Consider the following 24,497-nt stretch of genomic DNA (forward strand, 5'->3'; position numbering starts at 1 on the left):
AGCGGACTTTTCCGCGACGCAATCACCGGCCCACACATCGGCCCATGCATCGGCCTGCTCACCGGCCGACTGACTGGTCGACTCACCGGCCCATTCATCGGTGCCATCGGTGCCTTTGTCGGCGCGCACATTTCAAGCCAGACAGGATTTAGCATGAGCCTCAAATGCGGCATCGTCGGTTTGCCCAACGTCGGCAAGTCGACCCTTTTCAACGCGCTGACCAAAGCGGGCATCGCTGCCGAGAACTACCCGTTCTGCACCATCGAGCCGAACGTCGGCGTGGTGGAAGTGCCGGACCCGCGTCTGGCCAAGCTCGCCGAGATCGTCAAGCCTGAGCGTATCCTGCCGGCAACGGTCGAGTTCGTGGACATCGCCGGTCTCGTGGCGGGTGCCTCGAAGGGCGAAGGTCTGGGTAACCAGTTCCTCGCCAACATCCGCGAAACGGACGCCATTACGCACGTCGTGCGCTGCTTCGAAGACGAAAACGTCATTCACGTGGCGGGCAAGGTCAATCCGATTTCCGACATCGAAGTCATCAACACCGAACTGGCGCTCGCCGATCTGGGCACTGTCGAAAAGGCGCTGCAGCGCTACACGAAGGCAGCGCGCTCGGGCAACGACAAGGAAGCGGCGAAGCTGGTGGCTGTGCTAGAGAAGGTGGTGCCGGTGCTCAACGAAGCGCGTCCGGTGCGCTCGCTCAAGCTCTCCGAAGACGAACTGGCGCTGATCAAGCCGTTCTGCCTGATTACGGCCAAGCCGACGATGTACGTGGCGAACGTGAAGGATGACGGCTTCGAGAACAACCCGCATCTGGACGCCGTGCGCAAATACGCCGAAGCCGAGAACGCGCCGGTCGTGGCCGTGTGCGCGGCGATCGAAGCGGAGATCGCGGACATGGAAGACGCCGACAAGGCGGAATTCCTGGCCGACATGGGCATGGACGAACCGGGCCTGGACCGTGTGATCCGCGCGGGCTTCAAGCTGCTCGGCTTGCAGACGTACTTCACTGCGGGCGTGAAGGAAGTGCGCGCCTGGACGATCCACGTGGGCGACACCGCGCCGCAAGCCGCCGGCGTGATCCACACTGATTTCGAGCGCGGCTTCATTCGCGCGCAAACCATCGCGTTCGACGACTACATCCAGTACAAGGGCGAGCAAGGCGCCAAGGAAGCGGGCAAGATGCGCGCCGAAGGCAAGGAATACGTCGTGCACGATGGCGACGTGATGAACTTCCTGTTCAACGTCTGACCAACGTCTGACGCAGGACTACGGTAGCGACACGGGACTTGTGCTGGAAGTGTTTCCAGTCCAAATCCGACAGTGCACCGAGATGAGCGGATGAAAGGCCCGGAGATTTCAGATCTCCGGGCCTTTTCCATTAGCCACCCCGCTTCAGCGTAATTTCAGTCCGTCGGAAGCAAATGGTGTCGCACTCGGCGATGAAACGAATCAGGCCGGGTCGCAAGACATCGTGTTCTTGAGCACCTTGGTGACGTCCGCGGGCAGATGATCGTTCTGGTAGGCCTTGATTGTCTGGCCTTTCGCAATACCGACGGTCTGATCGATTGTCGAGTGCGTCCCACCGCCCGATATCTGCCAACTGCATGTGAACTTGCAGGTTCTGAACTTATCATTGCTGTTGGTCAGCACCGCAGCGACGTAATTCCCCTTGAAGTCACAACTAAGCTTTGCCTCAGCGTGCGCCAGACCGCTCGCCAGCAACATGCCGAGCAGCATGCCTGACATCCATTTCCCCACCTTCCCCGTGCATTTCATGGATTTCTCCCTGGTTGGATTTTGACTGCGTGCGTCCACTAGCGGATTCGCCAGGTCCCGGCGTCCCCTCCAGCCTCGTAGAGAAACTGACCGCTGGATGGCTTGGCCTGTGCAAAAATCAGCCCCTTCAGATACGCCACCTTGGTATCGCCCGTTGCATCTTGCAGGCGCACACCGGCATTGGCTGCCTGTATCCATTTGCCGCTCTTCACTGACATCCAGGCGCCCGGCGAAGTGCTCCAGGAATTGTCGTTCTTCAAATTGACAGTGATTTCGGCATCTTGCCCTGCGACACTGCACTGAACACTGACGGAACCGGTTGCCATGGTTTCCTCTTCCTCTCGTTGGATAATCGAACAATCACTCCCCATCACTCCCCAACGGCCATTCCAGCCACCCCGGGTTGCCAGCACATTGCGCCGCCGCCGCTTCTTTCGTGTATCCGGGAAAGCCCTAGGCGCACACCAATTTTTTCGGTGACCTATCGATTACACATTTCACGTATCATGATCGCCAATCACGGGGTCAGGCGCACGAATCCCCCCTTCGTGTGGCAATGGCGATGACGTCCCCAGGCAGTCGACAAAGCACACCAACGTTGCAGGTAGTAGGACTGTCGGTCAACGCAGGCTGATGGCACGCGGGCGACACGCGCCCCGGCTCAGCAACCGGCAAGCCGTGGTTGGTGTTGCGCAAAACAATGCACGCCAGACAGGGGGGAAGATGCGTAAGACGCACCTTAACGAGGCTGCCGTAATGCGAGGTCTGCATTCGGCACAATCGCAAGACAAGCCATCCAGCTCTCCCGACGTCAGTCCCGACAGTCCATCTCGCCGCCGCTTCCTGTGGCAGTCGGCCGCGTTGGGCGCCGCTCCGGCGTTGGCTCACGCGTCGCCCGCCGCAGATGCCGAATTTTCGGCCCGCCGCACGGCCAATGGCTTCGCCTTCCTTCATCGAGGGCAAGTGGTCTGGGCCGTTGATGTGCGCTGGCTCGCGCATCCGTCATCCTGCCTCCTCTCATCGGGGCCGGAACATGCACAGGTGTCCCTGCCTCGTGCCGCCATGCCCGGCGCCCTCGTTCCCTGCACGCTGAGCGCGCGTCTTTCACGCGTTGACGGCCGTCTCCGGTTGAGCGTCGAACATGCACTCGGCAACGGCGCCGTCGATCTCGATTCATGGCTGAACGGGCACGCCGACCTGTCGCTCGGTCCGATCGCCATGCCCTTCGACATTCATACGGCGATGGTGTCGATAGCGCCCGACCGCCCTGTCATGGGCTTTCTGACGCCCGACCTCGGTCTCCGCCTGCACGCCGACGCCGCCTTCACCGTGCACGACCGGGAACTGTCAGGGGTGTTCGACGAATGCCTTGTCGCACCGGCCATCGACATGCAGACCCGGCTCGTGCCCAATGCTGCGCCGCGCGTGGCTCACCTCACACTGCGCTCGGTGACTTCGGGTGGTGCACGCGTGCACCCCCGTCCCAAGGACACGCAGTTGCAGTGCGCAGCGTTCACGGCGTCACAGCTTCGATTCGAGTACTCCGAGCATACCCACGGCGCTGCCATACTCGCGTGGCTGGCGAGCGCCGATGCGCCCGTCACGTTGCACTCCGCCTCGCTCGGCTGGGTCGACTCGCCACGCGTGAGCCTTCTCGCGCAGTCGCTGTCGTTCGGGCGGGTCATCTCCGACGAACCTGCGTCGCTGCTGGTCGCGGCCACGTCCAATGCCACACTGCACGCAAACGACCTCGTGCTACACGGCGCATGTGTCGATTGTGAGCCGCTCGTGATGCGCGAAGGCGGCGCCCGTTCGCGCCCCTCAAGGTCTTCGCAATCCCCGCTCTCACGCTCGGTGGTCTGGCAGCGCGGCGTGCTTCGCGACAATGACGGCGTGAGCGTCCAGCTGCACTTTCGCGAGGGGGCGACGCCACCCGATCCCGATGCCATTACCGAGTTGCTGGACTCGATTCCATTGCCCGGGAAACGGATCTCGCTGCGCGGCGTAGAGATCGAATTCACGCGACCGGAGGACGGTCTGTGGTTGCGCGCATCGCTCGACGGATATTCGCTAGCCCGCCAGTTCGGCCGCTACGTCGTGACGCTCGACGGCACGCGCAGCGTGGGCGACAACGTCAAGCCCCCCATGCTGCACTTGCGTCTGCCACCGCAATCATTCTCCGAGCAGGCGTTCTATCGCGCGCCGCCCACCGCCGACCGGAATGCAAAATGGCCGCCGGCGGGCGCCAATATGCGTTTGGGTGCCGACCGCAACGAGATCGCGCGCCAGGGCATCACACAAGCCGACAGGATCGACGCAGCGATCACGATGCGCGACCGGCCCGACGGCAGCGACGAGAGCATTCCCCAAGCTGCGCGTTCAGCGCTGCGTGTCGCCGGCGACACGGTGCTGCGCTTCACGCCGCGCGCCGGACGGCACGATAGCTTTGAGCTCTCTCTGAGCGCCCTGCTGGATCCGCGACGCTGGCAATTCCGCATTGCGCCGCAGGCCCGGCGGACATCAGACGCAGCAGGGCAGGCGTCGCTCGACGACGTGACGGACATCGAACTGCCGTGGCGCGTCCACTTGTCACCCGACGAAAACGCGCTTCTGAGCGCATCACCGCAGCGCCTGCGCGACACAAACACGTTCAATCCCCTGTTCTATCTGCGTCCGCACGCACCACAAGGAATGCCGCGCCTGAACGGGCCGTCTGCCGATCTGCCATTGCGTGCAATTGCCTCGCCCGACCACGGGCGGACGTGGATGCATTTCGGTTCGACGACAGCGCCGACAGGAACACGTCCGCCAGTCGATCCCGTCCGCACGGCGCTCGACGAGCAGGATCGCAACGAACTCGTCTGGCTCACAAGCCGATGGCGCGAGTCGGCCATCGCCGGCACGGCCAACGTTGAGAACGGTGTCTACATTCCGCAGCCGATCCGCGCGCAGCGTCTGCTCCTGAGTGCCCTGGGCGGATCGATGCGCAGCACCGGCCGCTGGGACCCACCCGCGCTCAAGCTCGATGTGCCACCGTCGGGCAACCCCGTTGTCGCCATGTCCATCGAGGCGTGGGACCACGCGTCGACACTGGGTCGTGCGCATCACGACCGGGTCGTCTATCGGGGCTACCTGATGCCCTTCGGATTCCGTGTTGCGCTGATCAAGATGACGACACGCGAGGTGGAATTCGTGCCGGGACGCGGCTATCTGGCGATTCCGGTGCAGCGCTACTTCATTCACCCGGAAGATCCCGTCAAGGTGTTTCCATGCGCGGTCGGGCAACCATTGGAGAGCCTCAACGGCTTCTTTCAGCCCGAGCGCTTCGAGATGCTGCTCGACGGCGACCTCCAGATCTACAACCCCGCGGCAAAGGACATCCTCGGATTCGGCCAGGACGCCTTTTGGGTGTGCGCGCCACCGTCGGATCGACAAGCGCCCTTCCCATTCCGGCTTCGCATAGGCAACAGCGGCCACGGCAACGTGCCGATGGCGTTCGTGAGCAATCGCGTCATTCACGATCCCGCACAAATGCGTCAGGTCGCCGACGAGTTCAATCGCAACGGTGTCCTGCTCACGACTGACGCTGCCAAGATCACCTTCGCCCCATCGGTACGACAGGGCGACACGCGCTTCACCACCCACGCCGCAACGATCAACGCCGTGGTCAACGACACCGTGATCAATTCGGCGTTGCTGGAGTCTCAGCACCAGCCGCCGTTCTATCCGGTGCTCGTGACAGCAGACGTCGAGCTCGATGCCATTCAGCGCACTTCGGGACAGAAGAACCCGCAGCGCTCTCGCGTGCGCTACGCGCAGCTGTACCGGAACGTCGGCTTCACACAGCCGAAGCCCGCCGGCGCCACCACGGCCCAAGGCAATCCTGCCGAAGTGTTCCTCACATTGACCACGCCCGCCTCGATGAGCTTCACGGGGGCCGGCGAGCGCGGCGGCGGCGTGGCCACGCCGAACATGACGGCGAATGCGCTTTCGCGCAGCAAGGGGCTCATCTCCGGCTTCGTCGATCTGGCTTCGCCCCAGGGGCAAAAGCCGTCTGCTCCCGTGCTGCGCGCGCTGCGCCGCATCGAGGCGGGCGAGAACCCGGCGGTTGCCTCGACGCGAACGACCACTTCCACCTCGGTCGAGGTAGGCGGCTTCGACAACCCCTTCGCCACCGACGCCAAGCTGCTCGGCCTCATTCCGCTTCGCGAAGTCTTCAAGGTCGTCGGACTGAGCGACCTTCCCGCCTTCGTGGAATCAATCGACGAGGCCATCGCTGAACAGACGGGAGACGTCGCCGCCAAGCTGAGCGCCTTCGGCGCGCAAGTCCGCGATGCTGCGATCTCGATGATCAGGCAACTCGATGATCAGACGTCCTTCGTCGCGACCGACGAAGGCAAGCAGTTGCGCGCCGATCTCGTGTCCATGCAGACTGCGGCGGCCCTGTTGGCGCAAAGTCAGTCGGATCTGCCAGAGCGATTGCAGAAGACCGTGACGCTGACCACTCGGATCCGTCAACTGGACGCCGCGCTGAGAGCCATAGCCGCGCACCCGGAGTCGCTGCTCAATCTCAATGCGATCCAGGAAATCCGAACCACCTACGTTACCCCGCTGGTCGACGCCGTCACGCAGGCACGAGCGCAGGTTGGGCAAGCGCTGGATCAAGCCTGCAAGGAGGCCAACGCGCAAATCGATGCGCTCGTGCAGCAACTGCAGAACGAGGTCTCCGACGCCTATTCGGCGGTTTGCGACCGCTTCGCCCAGCAGGTGCTGGAGTATGCCGCTACGCACCGGCAGGGGTTGATCGCTCTGGCGAATTCGGTTCGCGACGCCGACGACGTGCTGACGCAATTGCGTTGGCTGGCGCAGTGCTACGACGACTACTACCAGCGCGGATTCGGTATACCGGACGTCGTTCAGCAGTTCAAGGACAGCGCACCGGTCCGTGATGTCACCGACGCGCTCAATCAGGTCAGGGCATCGGTCCAGACACTGGCCACCACACACACCACGGAATGGCGCAAGCTCTGCCAAACAGCCGTCGGCATGGGGCTTGCCGTCGAGGACGCGTGGAACAAAAAAAAGCGGGACTACCCGGCGCAGGCCAAAGCGTGTGCGGCGCCCTTCACCGTGCTGTCCCGGCATCTGCACGACCTTGTACTTGCGGGCCATGCGGGCGAAGTGACCGACGACATGCTGCTCGCACCGTTCAATCGCGCTCATCAGATTCTGCTGGAGGTGCTCGCATCGCTCGATAGGGCGCCCGACGATCTGAACCTGCTCGAAGACGAGACCGTCACCAAGGCATTGGCCGCGCTCGACGCCGCGTCCCACGCCATGAGGAAGGCCATCGTCGGCGTCGAGGCGGCGGTGCGCCATCTCCATCAAGTGCTGAAGCAGAATTCGTGGCGCGCACTTGCGTCGTCGGTGCTCACGCAGTATGTCGACCAGACGGTCGCGACATTGAGCGTGGCGGCCAACGCAGGGTCGGACACGTTGCATGTCGCGCTCGCGCTTTGCGAAGCCATCGGCAGTCTCGTCGACCTTCGTCTGGACGGCACACCCGCCGCCGCACCCACGGTCGCGGGTCAAGGCTACAGCCCCCCTGTCGAGAAAGTCCGACAGTCCATCGTTGCCATCGACGCGACGCTGCGCAGAATCGCGCAGACGGCATGGCGCGGTATCGACGCGATCCTCAAGCCGCTGTCGGCGCTCAAAGCACCACCGGCGGAACTCACGCCGCTCATCGGCGCGAAGCTCATCGACCGAACGAACGACGTCAGGACACGCGCCGCGCAATGTTCTGCAGACTATGCGAAAGCGGCTGGCGCGCCGAACGGTCTCACCGCACAGGACGTGCTCGCGCTCAATCAGAAACTCGGCGGTCTCGCCGACGCCATCAACGACTGGATCCGCCTGATACACGGGCTTCCCGTGCAGATCGAAGCGCGTGCGCTCGACATGCTGCGCGACGCGGTGCAGACCTTGCTCGCGAGCGTGGTGCCCGCACGCATCAGCGCGGATCTGAACGTCAAGCGCCAGATCGAGGGATACGACAACATTTTCGTCGCGAGTCACCGGGACATCCGATCCTGCCTGGAATTGAAGGCCCATGTCGAGACCGATCTGATCGCGCGAAAGACCAACAGCACCATCACGGGATCGCTGACGAACTTCGAGATCAAGTTGTTGGAAATGGTGACGCTGGGCATCACGCGTCTCGCCTTTTCGGCCGATAACGGCAAGATGCACTTGGAATCGCCGCAGATCGACGGGGTCACCATCGGCAAGCCGCTGGACTTCCTGGAGGGGCTGGAAGCGTGGATGAACGGATCGAATGGCCCCTTCGTCCTGCCAATGCCCAGCGGCGTGCGAGCCGGATACCGCATGTCGGGCGCCAACATTCCACTCGGGCCGATTCTGGTCATCAACTACTCGTTCGAGGCAGCCGTCGAGCTACCCTTCGATGACCGCGCCGCCATCTTCTCCGTAGCCGTCGGCAGCAAGGCCAATCCGTGTCTGGTCAGTGTGCCGCCCTACGGCGGCGGCATGTTCTTCGCCATGCACATGGCAGGCACTCGCCTCGTGTCCCTGGAAGCGGCGATCGAGTACGGTCTCGTGGGCGGTTTCAAGCGAGGCGTGGTCGAAGGCATGGGTCGGGTCGTGATCGGCCTTTACATCACCAAGAACGCCGACGGCGGCCTGCTCGAAGGCTACTTCTATGCCGGCGGTCACGCCACCATTGCGCACTTTATTTCGATCAGCGTCGATCTGCGCATCCAGGTGCGCTACTCGAGCAAAGGGCGTGTCGATGGGAGCGGCCGGTTCTCCGTGTCGATCGGCGCCGGCCCGTTCTCGTGGACGTTCCGCTACTCGGTCGAATACCACGCCAACACGAAGGCCGCCGGTGTGCTCGCGACGACCTCAGGCTGCGAGCACCGCGACGCACCGCCAACGCCGCCGGGCACCCCCGACGATCTTCAGCCGGTCAACCTGCTCGACGGGAATCTCTGGGCGCAGTACCGCGACGCGTTCGCGCTTGGCGACACCCGCGCTCGCGCCAATACGGAATCGTAAGCATGCCGGACGACATTTCACTGCACCAGGGACGATGGATCGTCATCCCCAAGGGCTACGACCACACGAAGTGCAAGCTTCGGGTGACCCTGCAATGGACACCGCCAGAAAACGCGCCGATGGAGCGATCGGATTGGCCGTCGAAAGCACCATCGACTGCGTTCCGGTTCTTCACGAGAGCGTCTGGAAGCGCCCACGTGACGACAGCCGGTGCGGCGTACCCTCCGAGCGCGCCTTTGCGTCCGGCCCCACCGGTGCAGGTCGATCGGGAGGTGTGGGCCGCAGCATTTGCCGCGCCTGCACAGGTTAATGCTGCGACGTCGTCCGAATGCGTCTCTGACACTGGCACCAAGAGCGCTTCCATTGCGGCACGATGGCGCACGATCGCGTTGGCCAGCAATTTTCACGCCATGTCGGCCGAGTTGCTCGATGCACATCAGCGCATCATGGGCGTCCGGGCGAGGGGGGCAAACGTCGTGCCGATGCGCGTTGCGCTCTCAGGGCGCAGCGTACTGAGCGACAACGCCGGGATCCGCGCGCAAGACTCGCCATACCATCACCGGCAAATCATGGCGACGTCCGGTGGCGGCGCCATGGGCGCCATGGCCTGCGCCATGCGCGATACCTATTTGCCCAACGAAATGTCGGCCGCCGAGATGCAACGATGGATGTCCCGGCCGACCGCGTCTCTCGCGCAAACCGACGCCGAGAATCTGTTCGACCAGTTGTGCAACGCCTATGCCGACCACAGCAAGCGCGAGAACAAGTCGGCCCCGGACACGCCGAAGGGCTGGCAGGCGCACGTGGACAATCTGATCCGAACCGGCGTCGCGTACGAGCCGTTGGTTCGCATCTCCCGGAGTCTTCTGCAGCCTCTCGCGATCCCGGTCACGCCACCGAACGAGATCACGGCCCAGGCGCTCGTCGACGAGGCCGTGATGGGCATGGCGCCGTGGCGCGACACCGGCCGGGAACCGTCGGACGACCCGTCGCGATTGTCAATGGTCGGACAGGCGTTCACATTACAGACGCAGCTCGGCATGCTCATCGAGATGGATCTGTCCATCAACGATCTGCCGCAGGCGCACGCGGCCATTAACGCAGGGCAGTCGTTCGAGATCGCCGCGGAACCCGATTTCGTCCAGTCGGCGCCAATGGCGTGGACGCGCACCGATGCAAGCGGATGGCCGTCCGATGATCCCGATCCGGACGACGCGCATACCATACCGGTCAGTGGCGGCCTCCTGGCGTTGGAGCACGCGCTACTGACCAACGTGGAGTTGCGTCAGAGCTATCAGCAATACCGCAGTGAGGTGCAGTCGGTGGCCAGCAGGCTCGACTACCTCCTGCAAGCGCCGGACAACGCCGCGCGAGACGTCGAATTTCTCGCCCGGATCAAGACGGGGCCGTTGTCGTTGCATCTCGCTGCGATGGCAGAGCGCAAGGCGGCGCGGTACGAACAGAATCAAAAGGCCGCGTGCAGCGCCGGTGAAACGGTCTTCACGCTGCAAACACTGCTCATCGGGATTCGCCCGGACGTCGCGATTCAACCTCCCGGGAACAAACCCTTTGCAGAGCGCGAGAGCGACTGGCGGCCGATGCTCAGCCGTCGCCTGCGCTACTTCCAGTGCGCAACGCCCCTGCCATCCCCTACCGGCCCGGAAGCCGAGGCGCGCACCGAAGGATATCTGCCCCTCATGAGGCTGTCGCGTGTGCTTGACGACTCGTGGGTCGCCGACGACGAACTGTTCGCGTGGAGCGGCTGGAACCCCGCCGTTCCTCTGCCGGGGCAGCCCGCGCCGGGAGGCCCTCTGTCAGCGCACGCAAGCCCAATCCCGGGGAGTAATCCGGTATTCCGCTACGGCGCCAACATCAAGGCGCGCGTACGGCTCGTGCTGCGTGACGGAACCTGCCTGCCGCACCAGACGAGCGACTCGACCAGCACCCGCGCATGCCGGCTGCAGCGCTACGAGCCGCTCAAGGCCCCAGCGGTGCTGATGGCGTGGACGCCGAAGACGAGCGATTGGCTTCCTCCCGAGACACTGCACCACGTCGTGCTGGGCACAGGGGGCACGTCCGCGCTGGTGTCTCGCCGTCAGACCGTTCGCTACTGGTTGCCCGGCGAGATCAAGGACATATTCGAGCTGGACCGGCACGGGGCGTTCGACCGCGGGCGCACGCCGCACGACAGCGCGTTTTCCGGCTACCAACGCACGCGAGACGGCTTTCCCGTGGTCGACGCACCCGACGTGCGCGTCAATCCGAACGTCAAGGACCGGCCGGCCGGCTCGCAATTTCCGGTATTCCGGCGCGGCCCAAACGACGGCCTGCTGCCTTACCATCCCGATCCGCTTGTCGAGGCACTCGTCATCGCCATCGCCCGCCGCACGGACGACGGGCGGTGGTGGCCGGTCGCTCGCGGCGGACATGCGGTGTGCTGCGTCCACCGCCTCTATCCTGGGTCCCGCCGGTGGCCCGAGGCGCTTGCGCTGCGAGTCGAGTTCAATGGCGTACCGGCCGACACAGGTCCCGCATTGCAATATCGTCGGCTGCTCGCCCAGCCGGACGAGGCATTGCTGAGGGTGTCCGTTCCCGAAGGCGAACGCTTTTCGCTCGTGGCGTGGCCCGTAGGCGATCCCACCCGACTCACCGACGCGCACGCCTATGGGTCGCTTGGTGGCGACGGGTGGCGTTCGCTGCTGTCCTCCGCGTCCGATCATCAGGAGGACTTGCGCTTTCCCATGGACGGCGTAAGCGGCTTGCTAAGCGAGACATCGGTCATCGAGGTCGAGCACATCACCCCCGTTCCCGAAGCGCCGGCATTGGTCCACGACGATCGCCTCAACTTGCCACTTCGTCAGGCGGGTTCGCTTCAACAGCCTTATGCGATTGCCGTGAAGGCGCGCCCGGGGAGCGTGGGCGGCATGGATGTCGTTGCCCGTTGGCAGGATCCGCTCGACGATCCGGCGTTGGGCGAACCTCGGGAGGTCACCGCGCCCGACGCCGGTTATGCACGTTCCACCGATTATGCGCAGGCGAGTGTCGTCACCTTGACACATCGCTGGCACGCCATGATCGACAAGGCATTGTCCGACGTTGGCATCAGTCAACTATTGCGTCCGGCGATGTGGCTGCCGACGCAGCCAACGCCCTTGCCTGCCGGCAAGATCGTGTGTTGGACAACGGGCACCTACGCGCTGCCCGACGGTAAGCGGCGTCGTGTGCGCTATGTGCCTATCGCACATGGTGTCCTACCCGATCCCGAGTCCGGGCCGTTGATCGATCCGGTCACACGCCAGCGCGAGGGAGTCGGCGCGGTTGTCGACGTCATGGCGAGCATCCCGCCCGCCGTGCCGGTCGTTCGGGACGTGCTGCCCGCGTTCCGGTTCACACGTGCTCGAGATCCGCGTAACGGGAGCAGCACCCGCCATACGGCCATGACGCTGCTGCTCGAGCGCGGATGGTGGTCGTCCGGTGACGGTGAACTGCTCGGCCTATGCGTTCGAACATCGAAGGAGACCCCCCCCGCGTCGCCGGTGTCCTCGTGGGGCGCCGACGCCGCCTTGTACGTCGATGGCGGGATCGACGAGCCGCTTCAACCAAAGCACTTCGTCTCGCCGCGTCAAGTCGTCGCATCGGAATCCGAAGGCGTGTCGCTCGTTCTATACAAACCCGAGTTCGATGTCGAGAACGACGCGTGGCGCGTCGACATCCGGCTGGCGACGCCACCAGGCGTGTCGTTGCCGTTCGTTCAGTTCGCGTTGGTTCGCTATCAACCGCATGCGATCCCCGGGGCTCACAGTTCGACCGTGGTGATGGCCGACTTCATCCAGTGGCAGGACGACCGCGCGGTGTCCATCGTCCGCGAGTCGGAACGGCCCAGGCGCTATCGGGTCGTGGTTCGCGGACCGAGAATGGAGGTCTCGGCGATCAATGCGCGTGAGATGGTCATGCAGTTGGAAGGGGCACGCCGCGGACCCGGCCCCATTCTGTGGGAGCCGATTGGCGATCCCGTACGCATGACCGGCAGCCTGGACACGAAACTCGGGCTCACCGAATGGCGGGCCAACGTGTCACTGCAGCGCAAAGAGATCTTCGAGCGAACACGCGTGCGGCTCATGGAGTACGGGCAGTTCGAGCGCGGTGTGAATGCTGCGGAAGGCCGAGGCAAGGGACCGCTCTTCTTTCTCGACCGTGTCGAGTTTGGGGACATCGAACGCGATCCCCCGGGCAATCCGTGACCGCGTGACCGGCGCGATGCCCAGCACGATGCCCGGTACCGCCCCGGCATCACGCCGCCTGCTGGCGTTGCAAATCGCCCAGCACTTGCCGGATGTAACGCCCTGCGGCTTGCACGCCGGACATGTCGACGCCGGTTTCATAGCCCAGGGCATGCAGGTCCGCGAGCAGTGTCTCGGTGGCCAGATTCCCCGATGCGCCCTCGGCATACGGGCATCCGCCAAGCCCAGCGACGGAACTGTCGAACGTGCGCAGCCCCATCGCGAGCGACGTGCGAACGTTCGCCAGCGCCATGCCGTACGTATCGTGAAAATGGCCCGCCAGACGCTCGACGGGGATATCCCGCAGACACACCTCCAGCAGCTTGCGTGTGGACTCGGGTGTGCCACGGCCGATCGTGTCGCCCAGGGAAATCTCGTGGCATCCCATGGCGAGCAGCGCCTGCGCCACCTCCAGGACCGCCTGCGCCGCAACCTCGCCTTCATACGGGCAGCCCAGCACGCAGGACACATAGCCACGCACGGGAACACCCGCCTCCCGCGCCCTTTGCACGACAGGTCCGAAGCGATCCAGACTCTGCGCAATGCTGCAATTGATATTGCGCTGCGAGAAGGTCTCCGACGCCGCACCAAACACCGCAACTTCGTCACAGCGCGCCGCCAGCGCGGCTTCCAGTCCTTGCAGGTTGGGCGTGAGTGCGCTGTAGCATAGGCCCGGGAGACGTTCGATCGAGGCCATGACTTCGGTGCTGCCCGCCATTTGCGGCACCCATTTGGGCGACACGAACGAAGCGGCTTCGATAAAGCGCAGGCCTGCGCGACTGAGCTGATCGATCAGCTCGACCTTGGCGCTCAGTGGCACGGGCAGCTTTTCGTTTTGCAGGCCATCGCGCGGCCCGACTTCCACGATCTTGACCCGGCGGTCCGACGCATTCGACATCGCTGCCTCCCTTTCAGAACATTCAGAACAGCTTGAGCAGCGCAGGAACGCTCAGCACCGCGGTGTAGTAACCCATGAACTGCACGCCGGTGTTAAAGCCGAAGTTGCGCGAGAGCAATCCGCCCATGAGACCCATCGTCAGGATCACCAGCAGGCCCAGCAGGCCGCCTTCCCAGACGCTGATCACGATGATCAGGCCGACAAAGGTGGCAATGATGGCTTCATGGCTGACCTTGCGCGAGACGAACATCGCAGCGCGACGCGCATAGTTCATCGCGAACGGATACGACACCAGCGCGGCCAGCACCACGGACAACATCCCGTAGCCGAAAAACTCCCAGTGGCTGAGCAGGTTATGCAGATTGTGCGTCTGGCCCGTCGCTGCATCCACCGTAAAGCGTGGCGGCGCATTGAACAACGGCGCCGCAGGGCCGGCAGCCACCGGGCTCAGGGGCAAACCAAAGGCAATCAGCGGAATCAGCGCTTCGGCGATGTACGTGGCTTCCGTCACGCCGTTGCGGGCGCTCAGCACCGTGGTCAGCCGGTGATAAGCATGTTTCACGCGAGCACCCACCAACTCGCCCAGCACCACGGTCATGGCCACGGGACTGAACACGAACGTGGCGCTCGAAATGGCGGCGGTCGCCAATGTCCAGCGGGTCTGGGTTCGGTCCAGCACCTTGAACGGGTTGGGGAAGTAGCCCGACCAGCCTTTGACGTCAGGCGCCAGGTTGAACTGGCGAACCTTCTCCCGCAACATGCTTTTGCGACCTGCGGGCGCCATGACGGTAAAGAGGTCGGCGACCAACGGGCCAATGGCGATACCAAGGAAGTAGCTGATGCTGAGCTTGGTGTCGTACTTGGCGGTGAGTGTCTGCAGCGCCAGAATCACCACAACGAAAGGCACGAGCAACGCGACTGCCCCCCAGCGACCTTTGGAGAAATAGGCAATCAGTACGGCTGCGGCCAGAAAGATCCACGGGGCCGTCTTGGTGATGGTCGCGCCAAACGGCGCCAGCATCACGGCGAACAGCACCGCCAGCGGCACGGCGATGAATGCCGCGACGATGGCGCCCGAGACCATTTTGCGCAACGCGATATGCGGCACGCCGAGCTTGCGCAGCAAATCTGCGTCCTGCAGCAAAGGTGTGGCGAGGGTGTCCCCCGGGATGCCCAGCAGCGCGGTCGGAACGGCGTGCGTCATGTGTTTGGCGATGGCTCCCGCCAGAAAAAACGTGAAGACACCGGCGGGCGGCACGCCAAGCAAAACGACGAGCAGCGTGAGCGGTGCGAGCGTCGTGGTTTCGTCAGTCCCCGAAACCAGTCCGATGGCTGCAAAGACGATGGCGCCGATCAGGCCCATGCCCGCAGCGATGGCGATTTGTTCAATCAGTACTGCATCCATGCCGTGTACTCCTCAGATTATTGGCCATCACGGCGTTGGGATGTGCCGGGCGTGACGAAGAGTTCATAGAGCCTTAGCTCCTTGAGTTCCTGCACCACAACGGGGGGCAGGTCGGACACCGAGCCCAGACCACCGGGCTGCTGCTCCAGCTCACGCAACACTTCGTCGCGCCATTCGGGGTTGCTGGAGATGTCTTCTTCGGTCACGACACGCTTGGGCGGGAAGACGCGCGCACAAATGACGCCGGCGAGCACACAGCCGGCCAGACCGGCGAGCATGGCGTAGGCATGGGCCAGCTGTTTCGATTCGACCACCGAGCTCAGCCATCGGCTGGCGGCAAAAAAACCGATTACGCTGATGCCGATGCCGATCAGGATGGACCAGCTCAGGTGCCTGAGATCGACGGTGTCTCCCCACACCTCGGCGAGCTGCCAGTTCGACGCTTGCTTGTCTGAACGCATCGTCTTGTCTCCTTGCTTGTAGTTATGCCTGTTTTGGATAAAAAAGCCTCGCCGGGCGGTGCCTGACGAGGCGCAAGAGGCTTAGCGCTTGGCGCGAATGTCCTGCAGTATTTCCAGCGCACGGTCGGTGCGTACGTCGTGCTCGGCGGCCAGACGCTTGGCAACGATCTCCACTTCCTCACCGACAGCGCCGGCCACCAGCGCGATATTGCGCGCATGAAGCGCCATATGGCCGCGCTGAATCCCTTCGGTGGCCAGCGCGCGCAATGCGCCAAGGTTTTGGGCCAACCCCACGGCAGCGGCAATCTCGCCCAGTTCCTGCGCAGATTTCACGTCCATGATCTTGAGCGCCAGACGTGCCAGCGGATGGGTCTTGGTCGCACCGCCCACGAGCCCGACGGGCATGGGCAACTCGATCGTTCCCACCAGTGCGCCGGTGTTGTCCTTTTCCCAATGCGTGAGCGACGTGTAGCGCCCGTTGCGGCTGGCGTAGGCGTGAGCACCGGCCTCGACCGCGCGCCAGTCGTTGCCAGTGGCGACGATGACAGGGTCGATACCGTTCATGATGCCCTTGTTATGGGTGGCGGCGCGGTAAGGGTCGATGGCAGCGAACGTGTAGGCGTCGAGCACGCCTTCGATGATGTCTTCCCCTTTGCGCTCCTTGGTCGCGAGCGTCCGGGGCGTGAGGCGCACACGGGCGCGGGCAAGGCGCAGATCGGCCAGGTTCGACAGAATGCGCAGACGCACCGAGCCGCCCGTAATTTTCTCCACCAGTGGGGAGACCGATTCGGCCATGGTGTTGACCGTGTTTGCCCCCATGGCGTCGCGCACGTCTACGATCAGATGCATCACGACCATCGGGCCACGGGGCGAATCGGGGAAGACATGGACTTCGATGTCCTTGCAACCGCCGCCCAGACCGATCAGCACTTTGTCCCGGCTATTGGCTTGCGCAAGGATCTCGTCGCGGGCCTTGAACAAGGCCAGTCGTGCACCGTAAGGATCGCTGATGCCCACGATCTGCACTTGTGCGCGCATCAGCGGCAAGGTGCTCGACGTTTCGAAGCCGCCGTCTTCACGCGCCAGCTTGGCCATGTACGAGGCGGCTGCAATGATCGAGGGCTCTTCCACTGCCAGCGGAATCAGAACGTCGCGGCCATTGATGCGGAAGTTGCCTGCCACGCCCATGGGCAGCTCGAACGTGCCCACCACGTTTTCGATCATGCCGTCAGCCAATGCGGTGGGCAGCGCTCCGGCCTGAGTCAGCAGTGCGCGCTCTTCATCGTTGAGATGGCAGGCGGTGGCGACATGCGCCCAGCGTTGAGCGGGGGTGAGCGCACGGAAATTGGGAAGACGTGAATCGACGGCCATGAAAACTCCTACTCATCCAGATCTGGATATCAATACAAGGGGACGGTTGGCCGTGAATTTATGCAAACTGTACCGTTAAATACAGGTACAGTTCGGGAGAACAGTACTGCTGCAACGCAGCATCCAACCCCACTGAATGCGTACTGCTAACGCATGTTTCAGGAGATTTGAATGGCCGGTGGTCGTGAGCGTCAGGCCCCGATTGCGGAGCGTTTGGCCGATCTGATAGGGCAGCAAATCACCAACGGTGTGTATCGCGCGGGAGACAAATTACCGTCGTTGCGTGAGTTGGCACATTTGCACAGTTACGCCAAGAACACGGTGGTGGCAGCGTTCGATCTCCTGGTGTCGCGCGGGTTGGTGGAGTCTCGGCGCGGCGCCGGTTTCTATGTCCAGCCTCAGGCACGCCGCGCAACGCCGGAAGAAGACGCCGGGCAGCTCAACCGTGCGATGGATGTGGTCTGGCTGATGCGAGAGCAGCTCAAGACGCAGCCGGATGCGGTCGCCGTGGGCGATGGCTTCCCGCCTGTCGAGTGGCTGGCCGACATGCGCATGGACCGCTATCACCAGAAGGTGGTACGAACCGGGCTCGGCGCCTTGTTTCGCTACGGGAGCCGTTTCGGATATGCACCGCTGCGCGATAGTCTGGTGCGCAAGCTGGGCGTGTTCGGCCTCGGGGTGACACCTCAGCAACTCGTGCTGACCCAGGGCGCGAATGAAGCCATGGATCTGGTCATTCGCTATTTCGTCCCGCCCGGCGCGACGGTGCTGGTGGACGACCCCGGCTACTACTTGCTGTTCGGCAAACTCAAGCTGGCCGGTGCGCGTGTATTGGGCGTCCCGAGGCAGGCCGATGGTCCCGATGTCCACGCGTTGGAGCAGTTGCTGCTCAACGAGCGCCCCCGCTTGTTCTTTACCCAGTCGCTGGCGCATAACCCCACGGGCTCGGACATCAGCGCCGCCAAGGCTTACCGCGTGCTGCAGCTTGCGGAACGTCACAATCTCTTGCTGGTGGAGAACGACCCGTTGGCCGACTTCAAACCGACGTCGTCGGTGCGTTTGTCCACGCTGGATCAGTTGGAACGCACGATTTATATCGGCAGCTTTTCCAAGTCGTTTTCCGCAGCGCTTCGCGTGGGATTTATCGCGTGCAGCGAATCACTGGCCAGCGATCTGGCAGATTTGCGATCGCTCATCCATGTGAGTGGATCGGAGTACTGCGAACGCATGGTCGACGTGATGCTTCGCGAGGGTCACTACGAGCGGCATCTGGTGCGCTTGCGCCAACGCTTGGGCAAGGCGACCGAGCAGGCGTTGGCGTGGTTGGAGAAGCACGACTGCGAAGTCTTCGCGCGCAATCCTCAGTCGCTTTATCTCTGGGTCAAGTTTCCCGGCAATCCCGATGCGATGCGTCTGGCGGAGCGGTTGCTCACCCACAAGGTCACCATGGCGCCGGGCCACGTTTTTACCCTCGATCCGAGCCGGGTGTCCCCCTGGTCGCGCTGCAATGTGGGCGCCATGCTGGATCCGCGCTTCGAAGCGGCATTTGGGGCAGTGCTGCAGGGAAGTTAGTCCGTCCGCAACGCCTGGCGGCGTGGCTGATGCCTGCACCCGGCACCGTTCAGCGCGCCAACAGTCGGTTTTCGAGAACGGTCTGCATATCGCGACGACCGTCGGCGATCAGATAAACGATGCGTGGCGACGTCAGATGTCATCTCCCGGACGGCCGCGCTCACTCGCGCCATCCTTCCCGAATGATCTGCGCGATTTGCTCGCCCGTCGCACGGTTGTGCGCCTGCACCAGCGCGACAGCGCCCGCGTCGTCCCCGGCCTCGCACAAGCGCAGCAATTCGCGATGTTCCTCGTGCGAGCGTGCGGCATTGCGCGGCTTTTGCCACGTCAGAAAGAGGTAGCGGCCGAGATTCAGACGCGCCGTGGCGATCGCGCGCTGGAAGTACGGACGCTCCGCCTTCGCGTAGAGGATGCCGTGGAACGCGGCATTGCGCGTCACAATGTCCGCCAGGTCCGTGGCGGCCTCCAGCGCTTCCAGCGCCGCTCTGGCGCGAGCGAGATCCGCGCGTGAAAGATTCGGCATGGCCAGCGCCATCAGGCGCCCCTCCAGCAACGCCCGAAAATCCGCCAGTTCCAGCGCGTCGTCCTCGGTGAGCGACGTCACCACCGTGCCGCGATTCATGCGACTCACGGCCAGTCCGTCCGACGCGAGCATGGTCAACGCCTCGCGCACCGGCACGTGACTCACTCCCAGCGCTGCGGCCAGATGGTCCTGCCGCAAGGCCTCGCCCGGCTTCAACTCACCACGGCCGATCTGCTCCCGCAGCGCTTCGTACGCCCGCTCGACGGCGGTTCCCGTGCCCGACTCCTGACGCATCGTTCGCCTCTTTCGGTTAACAATATATAATCGCGTCAAATTATATATTATTTGGAAAAAGGTGACGTCCATGTCTGTACCCACCCCGTCCTCCCCCCCCTCACCATCACCATCACCATCGCCTTCGTCGACCTCGACGCCCGACGCCTTCCACCCCGATCGCCTCTGGCAGCATGCGTTGCTCACCGGCCTGTGTGCTGTGGCGGGCTTCGCGTTGCACGTGGCGGGGTTGCGCGGCGATCCGCTCGCTGTGGCGGTCGTCCTTTTGCTCTGCCTCAGTTACTGGGCCACGGGCTGGCTGCCGGACTTCGTCATATCGCTGCTGTTGATGTTTTTGCTCGCAACGTGCACATCGCTTGGCGCGAACGTCGTCTTCTCCGGCTTTACGTCGAGCGCATTCTGGCTCGTTTTCAGTGGCGCGGTCATCGGCATGGCGTTGAACGTGACCGGGCTGGGCGAACGTGTCGCCTCGCGGCTGGCCGATCATTGCGGCCGGGCGTATGGGCTCGCGCTCGCCGGGTTCGTTGCCATCGCGTTCGCGCTGTCGATCGTGATGCCCTCGACACTCGGTCGCATCGCCATTCTCACGCCCATCGTGCTGAGCTTCTGCGAACGTGTCGGACTCACGCCCGGCCGCCCGGGGCGCATCGGCCTGATGCTCGCCACGGCCCTGGCCAGTTGCGAACTGTCCACCGCGATCCTGCCCGCCAATCTGCCCAACCTCGTCATGGCGGGTACCGCCGAAACGGTCCTCGGTCTGCATCTCGGTTACGGCGAATACGCTATCGCGCTCGTGCCCACACTCGCCATCGTTCGGGGCGTCGTGCTCGTCGTCGTGGCAAAACGGCTGTTCCCGGATCGTCTGACGACACTCCGCGCAGAGAACGGGTCTGACGCCACGACGCGCGACACCCCCATGAGCGCACACGAGAAGCGGCTTCTCGCCGCGCTCACGCTCATGCTTGCGCTCTGGCTCACCGAACCGTGGCACCACGTTGCGGCGGGTTGGGTCGGACTGGGCATTGCATTGCTGTGTCTGGGCCCGCTGCGTCTCGTGAATGCCGACGCCTTCCTCAAGCAGGTCAAACTTGCCCCGCTGTGGTTCGTCGCCGCCATCATCGGCCTGACGGCAGCCGTCGATCACGCAGGACTCGCCAACGCGTTGCGCCCCTTGCTGGCCCATCTCGATCTGGCACAACTGTCGACGATGCCCGCTTATCTGGGGCTGGTTGTCCTGTCGATCGTCCTCACGTTCCTTGTCACGTCCAACGCCGCGCCCGCGCTCTACACGCCACTGGTACCGGCCCTGGCCGTCGGCGCCCCGCTCGGTGCAAAGGCCATTTTGCTCACGCAGGCAGTCGGCATCTCGACCATCGCGCTTCCCTATCAGGCTCCGCCGCTCGTACTCGCCATGGCACTCGCCGGCATTGGCATCCGCGACGCGACGCGCTACTGCGTTGCCACCGCGCTGGTCGCGCTGCTGAGCGTCGTGCCGCTGACCGCCGTCTGGTGGCACGTCATCGGCCTGATGTCACTTCGCTGACCTGGGCGCGCCACTGTCGAGCTTTCATTTCAAACGCTGGTTTGCGAGACGAACACGGAGCTACCATCGGACGGACACCGATACGATGGATTTCAATCGTTTCGCAGACCATCTCGTCTACTATGAAATCGCATGGGGAATGCCCTGCTTGAGGGACTCACCCGCATGCCGCCACAATCGCTCATCAGCCAGGAAAACAAGCGGCGACAAGCGACAACGAGCCACAACAAGCAAAGACGAGCAACAACGAGCGCCGCCCGCCATACCGAAACTCCGAAGGCAGTCACCGTAGTCGAACCAAGCCGTTTCATGCAGCCAAGGGGAGTCTTGCATGACATCGAAGCCGTCGGCTGTCACCAAAGCCACACCTCCAGCGCCGTCCACGCCATGCGGGCCTGGCGCGCGTCGGCACTGGTCCGAGGACAGCGCGCGGCTGCGCCTTTATGGCGGCGCCGGAATCTTCATGACGCTCGCGGTGCTGTGCGTGTGGGCGTATCGATACTTTCTGTCGGGCACGCCGACCATGAGCCCCGCCGCTGTCGACTTCCTGCCGTTCTGGGGGGCCGCGCACTTCGTGCTGCACGGCCACGCGATCGACGCCTATGACGTCGAGCTGATGTCGAAGCTCCAGATTGCCGAACGGCCTTGGGCGGCAAACCTCGGTGGCTACCTGCCGTGGCTATATCCGCCGGTGATGATGGTCTTTGTTACGCCGTTCGCGCTGTTGCCTTATGTCTACGCTTACGCGTTGTATGCGTTGATTGGTCTGAGCCTCTATTACGCCGCATTGCGACGCACGCTCCCCTGGCCCGAGGCCCGCGTGCCGACGCTCGGCTTTCCCGGCGTCATGCTCGTGATCGTGGCCGGCCAAATCGCCCTCTACACCACGGCGCTTGCGGGCTTCTCGCTCGCCATGCTGCGCAAACGGCCCGTATGGGCAGGGGTATTCGCCGGACTGCTTTTCGTCAAGCCGCACGTCGCCCTGCTCTTCCCGCTCGCTTTTCTCTGCGCACGTGAATGGCGCGCGCTCGCCGCGTGCATCGTCACGGTCGTCGGCACGACGTTGCTCGCCGCCGCGCTCTTCGGCGTCGACGTCTATGCCGCCTTCCTGCACGCCTCGACCTTCGCTCGCGAGAGCATCACCAACGGGGCGGCGCAGATCGCGCGTGTGCCGACCTTCTTCATCACGGCGCGCATGCTGGGGGCGCCAGTCGGCGTGGCGGCAGCGATTCATGCGGTCATCGCGCTGGGCGCCGTCGCGGTCCTGATCGACTTCTGGCGACGCCCCGGCGCGTTTGCCCTGCGCGCCGCCACGCTCGTATGCGCCACGACGCTCGTTAGCCCCTACCTCTACGATTACGATCTCGCGCTGCTCGCCGTCGTCATCGCCTGGTATGTGCGCGACGGCGTCGCACGCGGGTGGCTGCCCGGCGAACGCGAATGGCTCGTGCTGCTGTGGATAACGCCCATTCTCGGTCTGCTCGGTTCGATGCAGATCGGCTTCCAGTTCCTGCCGTTCATCACGCTGGGTACTCTGGCCATGTTGTGGCGACGCCGCCGTCGCCTCGCACATGTGCCCGATGCCAGCCACCCCGCAGAGACCGACGGCGGTCGTGCCGTCGCACCGCTGCGCCGCACTGCCACCACGCCCGCGTTCACGAGGTAATCGCCATGCCCCGCGCCGCTGCCCGTACCGACACCTCCCGCGCGTCAATGTCGTCATCGACACAGTTTCGCGCGCCGCTCATCTCGCTCGTCGTGCCCTGTCACAACGAAGCACCTGCGCTCGACGCGTTCTATCGCGCCGTGGCCCCGGTGCTAGACCGCGTCGCCAATGCGCGCTTCGAGATTGTCTGCGTGAACGACGGCAGTACCGACGACACGCTGGGCGCGCTGCTCGCGCTTCGACGCGAAGACCCCCGCATCCGCATCATCGACTTCACACGCAATTTCGGTAAGGAGGCGGCCCTGAGCGCGGGCATCGACGAAGCGGTGGGCGACGCCGTCATCCCCATCGACGCCGACCTGCAAGACCCGCCGGCCCTCATCCCCGTGATGATCGAACGCTGGCGCGACGGCGCCGAAGTCGTGCTGGCCAAGCGCACCAATCGCGCGAGCGACAGCGTCGCCAAACGCGTAGCGGCGGGGCTCTATTACCGCATGCACAATCGGCTCTCGGAGGTGAAGTTGCCGGAGAACGTCGGCGATTTTCGTCTGATGGACCGGCGAGTCGTGACCGCGATCCGCCAACTGCCAGAGCGCCGCCGCTTCATGAAGGGCCTGTTCGCGTGGGTGGGGTTTCGCACCCAAATCGTGGAATACGTGCGCGAGCCGCGCAGCGCGGGCGAGTCGAAGTTCTCCGGATGGCGCCTGTGGAACTTCGCGCTCGAAGGCATTACGAGTTTCAGCACGGTGCCGCTTCGCTGCTGGACGTACATTGGCGTGTCACTTGCCCTGCTCTCGCTCGCTTACGGCAGCTACATCGCCCTGCGCACGATCATTCACGGGGTGGACGTGCCCGGCTACGCATCGCTGCTCGTCGGCGTTCTGTTCCTCGGCGGGATTCAGCTCGTGGGCATCGGCGTGATCGGCGAGTATGTCGGACGCATCTATTACGAATCGAAGGGACGTCCCCTGTATCTCGTACGCCGCCGTTATCAGACGAGCGTCAAGGTCAGTCACCTGCCGTCTCGCGCCGGCATGCGCGTGCAGCCGCGCCCCGTCACACGCGCCGATACGTCCAGTAACGATGGAGCAGAAAAGTCGTCGGCGGCACGATCAGCACGACCGCCGCGATCCCGCTCCAATGGTTGCCTCCCAGATGCTCGACCGTTCGTGCGACGAATGTCGTGAGCACCAGCCCGAAGACAGACACGGGCAGGAATCGCGCGAGGCTCGTGCGGTGTACGCGCGCAGAAAAGCTCCATAGCGTATTGAGCAGATAGGAGCACGGCGTCGCAACACAGAAGGCGACGGCATTGGCGAGTACCGAACCCGCGCCGAACACCTCGATTAGCGTGATCGCCACGATCACATGCACGGCCGTTGAAATCGCGCCGGACACCCCGAACCGCATCAATGGCACCACCAGCGTGCGCACGTGCGGCGACGCGCGCAAGCGTTGCAGGCGCGTGGTGCCTTCTTGAGCAGATATCTGACGCAAGTCCGGCATGGTTTCGGTCACGCTGGCAAGTGAGTTCGGCGGCGGTTCGCCTGACGATACCAGCACACGCGCGAGTTGCCGCAAAAGTTTGCAGTGCAGCATGGAGGCGCGGCCCCGTCAGGGTTGGACGAATA

The 24,497-nt window shown here is 63.8% G+C and carries 14 protein-coding genes and 1 pseudogene; 7 read left to right on the forward strand and 8 right to left on the reverse strand.

Features of this window, described 5'->3' with window-relative positions; genetic code table 11:
* The first annotated feature begins 153 nt into the window (after nt 1-153).
* Nucleotides 154-1,248, forward strand: a complete 1,095-nt coding sequence (ychF, locus tag PCA31118_RS22370; protein WP_150627192.1) for a redox-regulated ATPase YchF — start codon at nt 154-156, stop codon at nt 1,246-1,248.
* Between the two features lie 201 nt (nt 1,249-1,449).
* On the opposite strand, the gene PCA31118_RS22375 is transcribed toward ychF, so the two are convergent.
* Nucleotides 1,450-1,737 (reverse strand): hypothetical protein, encoded by a 288-nt coding sequence (locus tag PCA31118_RS22375; RefSeq protein WP_150627193.1) that lies wholly within the window; start codon nt 1,735-1,737, stop codon nt 1,450-1,452.
* A 77-nt stretch (nt 1,738-1,814) separates the two neighbouring features.
* A complete protein-coding gene (locus PCA31118_RS22380) occupies nt 1,815-2,102 on the reverse strand; it encodes a hypothetical protein (protein ID WP_150627194.1) in 288 nt (95 codons plus the stop codon).
* A 430-nt stretch (nt 2,103-2,532) separates the two neighbouring features.
* On the opposite strand from PCA31118_RS22380, the gene PCA31118_RS22385 reads away from it, so the two are divergent.
* Nucleotides 2,533-8,853 carry a GumC domain-containing protein gene (locus PCA31118_RS22385; protein ID WP_150627195.1) on the forward strand — a complete coding sequence of 2,107 codons (6,321 nt, stop codon included), beginning with the start codon at nt 2,533-2,535 and terminating at the stop codon, nt 8,851-8,853.
* Between the two features lie 2 nt (nt 8,854-8,855).
* Entirely contained in the window at nt 8,856-13,094 is a 4,239-nt protein-coding gene (locus PCA31118_RS22390; protein WP_150627196.1) for a hypothetical protein, read from the forward strand.
* A gap of 49 nt (nt 13,095-13,143) precedes the next feature.
* Here PCA31118_RS22390 and PCA31118_RS22395 read toward each other — a convergent pair whose 3' ends face one another.
* The 4 genes from PCA31118_RS22395 to PCA31118_RS22410 form a co-directional block, all read right to left on the reverse strand.
* Complete coding sequence (locus tag PCA31118_RS22395) at nt 13,144-14,031, reverse strand: hydroxymethylglutaryl-CoA lyase (RefSeq protein WP_150627197.1); 888 nt, start codon at nt 14,029-14,031, stop codon at nt 13,144-13,146.
* Between the two features lie 22 nt (nt 14,032-14,053).
* Nucleotides 14,054-15,436: a tripartite tricarboxylate transporter permease gene (locus PCA31118_RS22400; protein ID WP_150627198.1), complete on the reverse strand. Its 1,383-nt coding sequence runs from the start codon at nt 15,434-15,436 to the stop codon at nt 14,054-14,056.
* 17 nt (nt 15,437-15,453) lie between these two features.
* The gene (locus PCA31118_RS22405; protein WP_150627199.1) at nt 15,454-15,897 is read right to left on the reverse strand and encodes a hypothetical protein; all 444 of its coding nucleotides are present in this window, start codon (nt 15,895-15,897) and stop codon (nt 15,454-15,456) included.
* Between the two features lie 81 nt (nt 15,898-15,978).
* Nucleotides 15,979-17,268, reverse strand: coding sequence for a hydroxymethylglutaryl-CoA reductase, degradative (locus PCA31118_RS22410; RefSeq protein WP_150627200.1), 1,290 nt, complete (start codon nt 17,266-17,268; stop codon nt 15,979-15,981).
* A gap of 171 nt (nt 17,269-17,439) precedes the next feature.
* Between PCA31118_RS22410 and PCA31118_RS22415 the strand changes: the two genes are divergently transcribed.
* On the forward strand, nt 17,440-18,840 hold the full coding sequence (locus PCA31118_RS22415; RefSeq protein ID WP_150627201.1) for an aminotransferase-like domain-containing protein: 1,401 nt from the start codon (nt 17,440-17,442) through the stop codon (nt 18,838-18,840).
* 160 nt (nt 18,841-19,000) lie between these two features.
* On the opposite strand, the gene PCA31118_RS22420 is transcribed toward PCA31118_RS22415, so the two are convergent.
* Nucleotides 19,001-19,657: a GntR family transcriptional regulator gene (locus PCA31118_RS22420; protein ID WP_174990567.1), complete on the reverse strand. Its 657-nt coding sequence runs from the start codon at nt 19,655-19,657 to the stop codon at nt 19,001-19,003.
* A gap of 70 nt (nt 19,658-19,727) precedes the next feature.
* On the opposite strand from PCA31118_RS22420, the gene PCA31118_RS22425 reads away from it, so the two are divergent.
* The 3 genes from PCA31118_RS22425 to PCA31118_RS22435 all read left to right on the forward strand — a co-directional run bounded on the left by PCA31118_RS22425 (nt 19,728) and on the right by PCA31118_RS22435 (nt 24,053).
* Nucleotides 19,728-21,200: an SLC13 family permease gene (locus tag PCA31118_RS22425; protein WP_150627203.1), complete on the forward strand. Its 1,473-nt coding sequence runs from the start codon at nt 19,728-19,730 to the stop codon at nt 21,198-21,200.
* Nucleotides 21,201-21,531: 331 nt separating this feature from the next.
* Complete coding sequence (locus tag PCA31118_RS22430; protein ID WP_150627204.1) at nt 21,532-22,866, forward strand: glycosyltransferase family 87 protein; 1,335 nt, start codon at nt 21,532-21,534, stop codon at nt 22,864-22,866.
* Nucleotides 22,867-22,913: 47 nt separating this feature from the next.
* A complete protein-coding gene (locus tag PCA31118_RS22435; protein WP_246190389.1) occupies nt 22,914-24,053 on the forward strand; it encodes a glycosyltransferase family 2 protein in 1,140 nt (379 codons plus the stop codon).
* On the opposite strand, the pseudogene PCA31118_RS27560 reads toward PCA31118_RS22435, so the two are convergent.
* Nucleotides 23,998-24,465, reverse strand: a pseudogene (locus PCA31118_RS27560) (GtrA family protein); the annotation flags it as partial. The gene PCA31118_RS22435 and the pseudogene PCA31118_RS27560 overlap by 56 nt on opposite strands.
* Between the last annotated feature and the right edge of the window lie 32 nt (nt 24,466-24,497).

The organism is Pandoraea captiosa (assembly GCF_902459775.1).
Classification (GTDB): domain Bacteria; phylum Pseudomonadota; class Gammaproteobacteria; order Burkholderiales; family Burkholderiaceae; genus Pandoraea; species Pandoraea captiosa.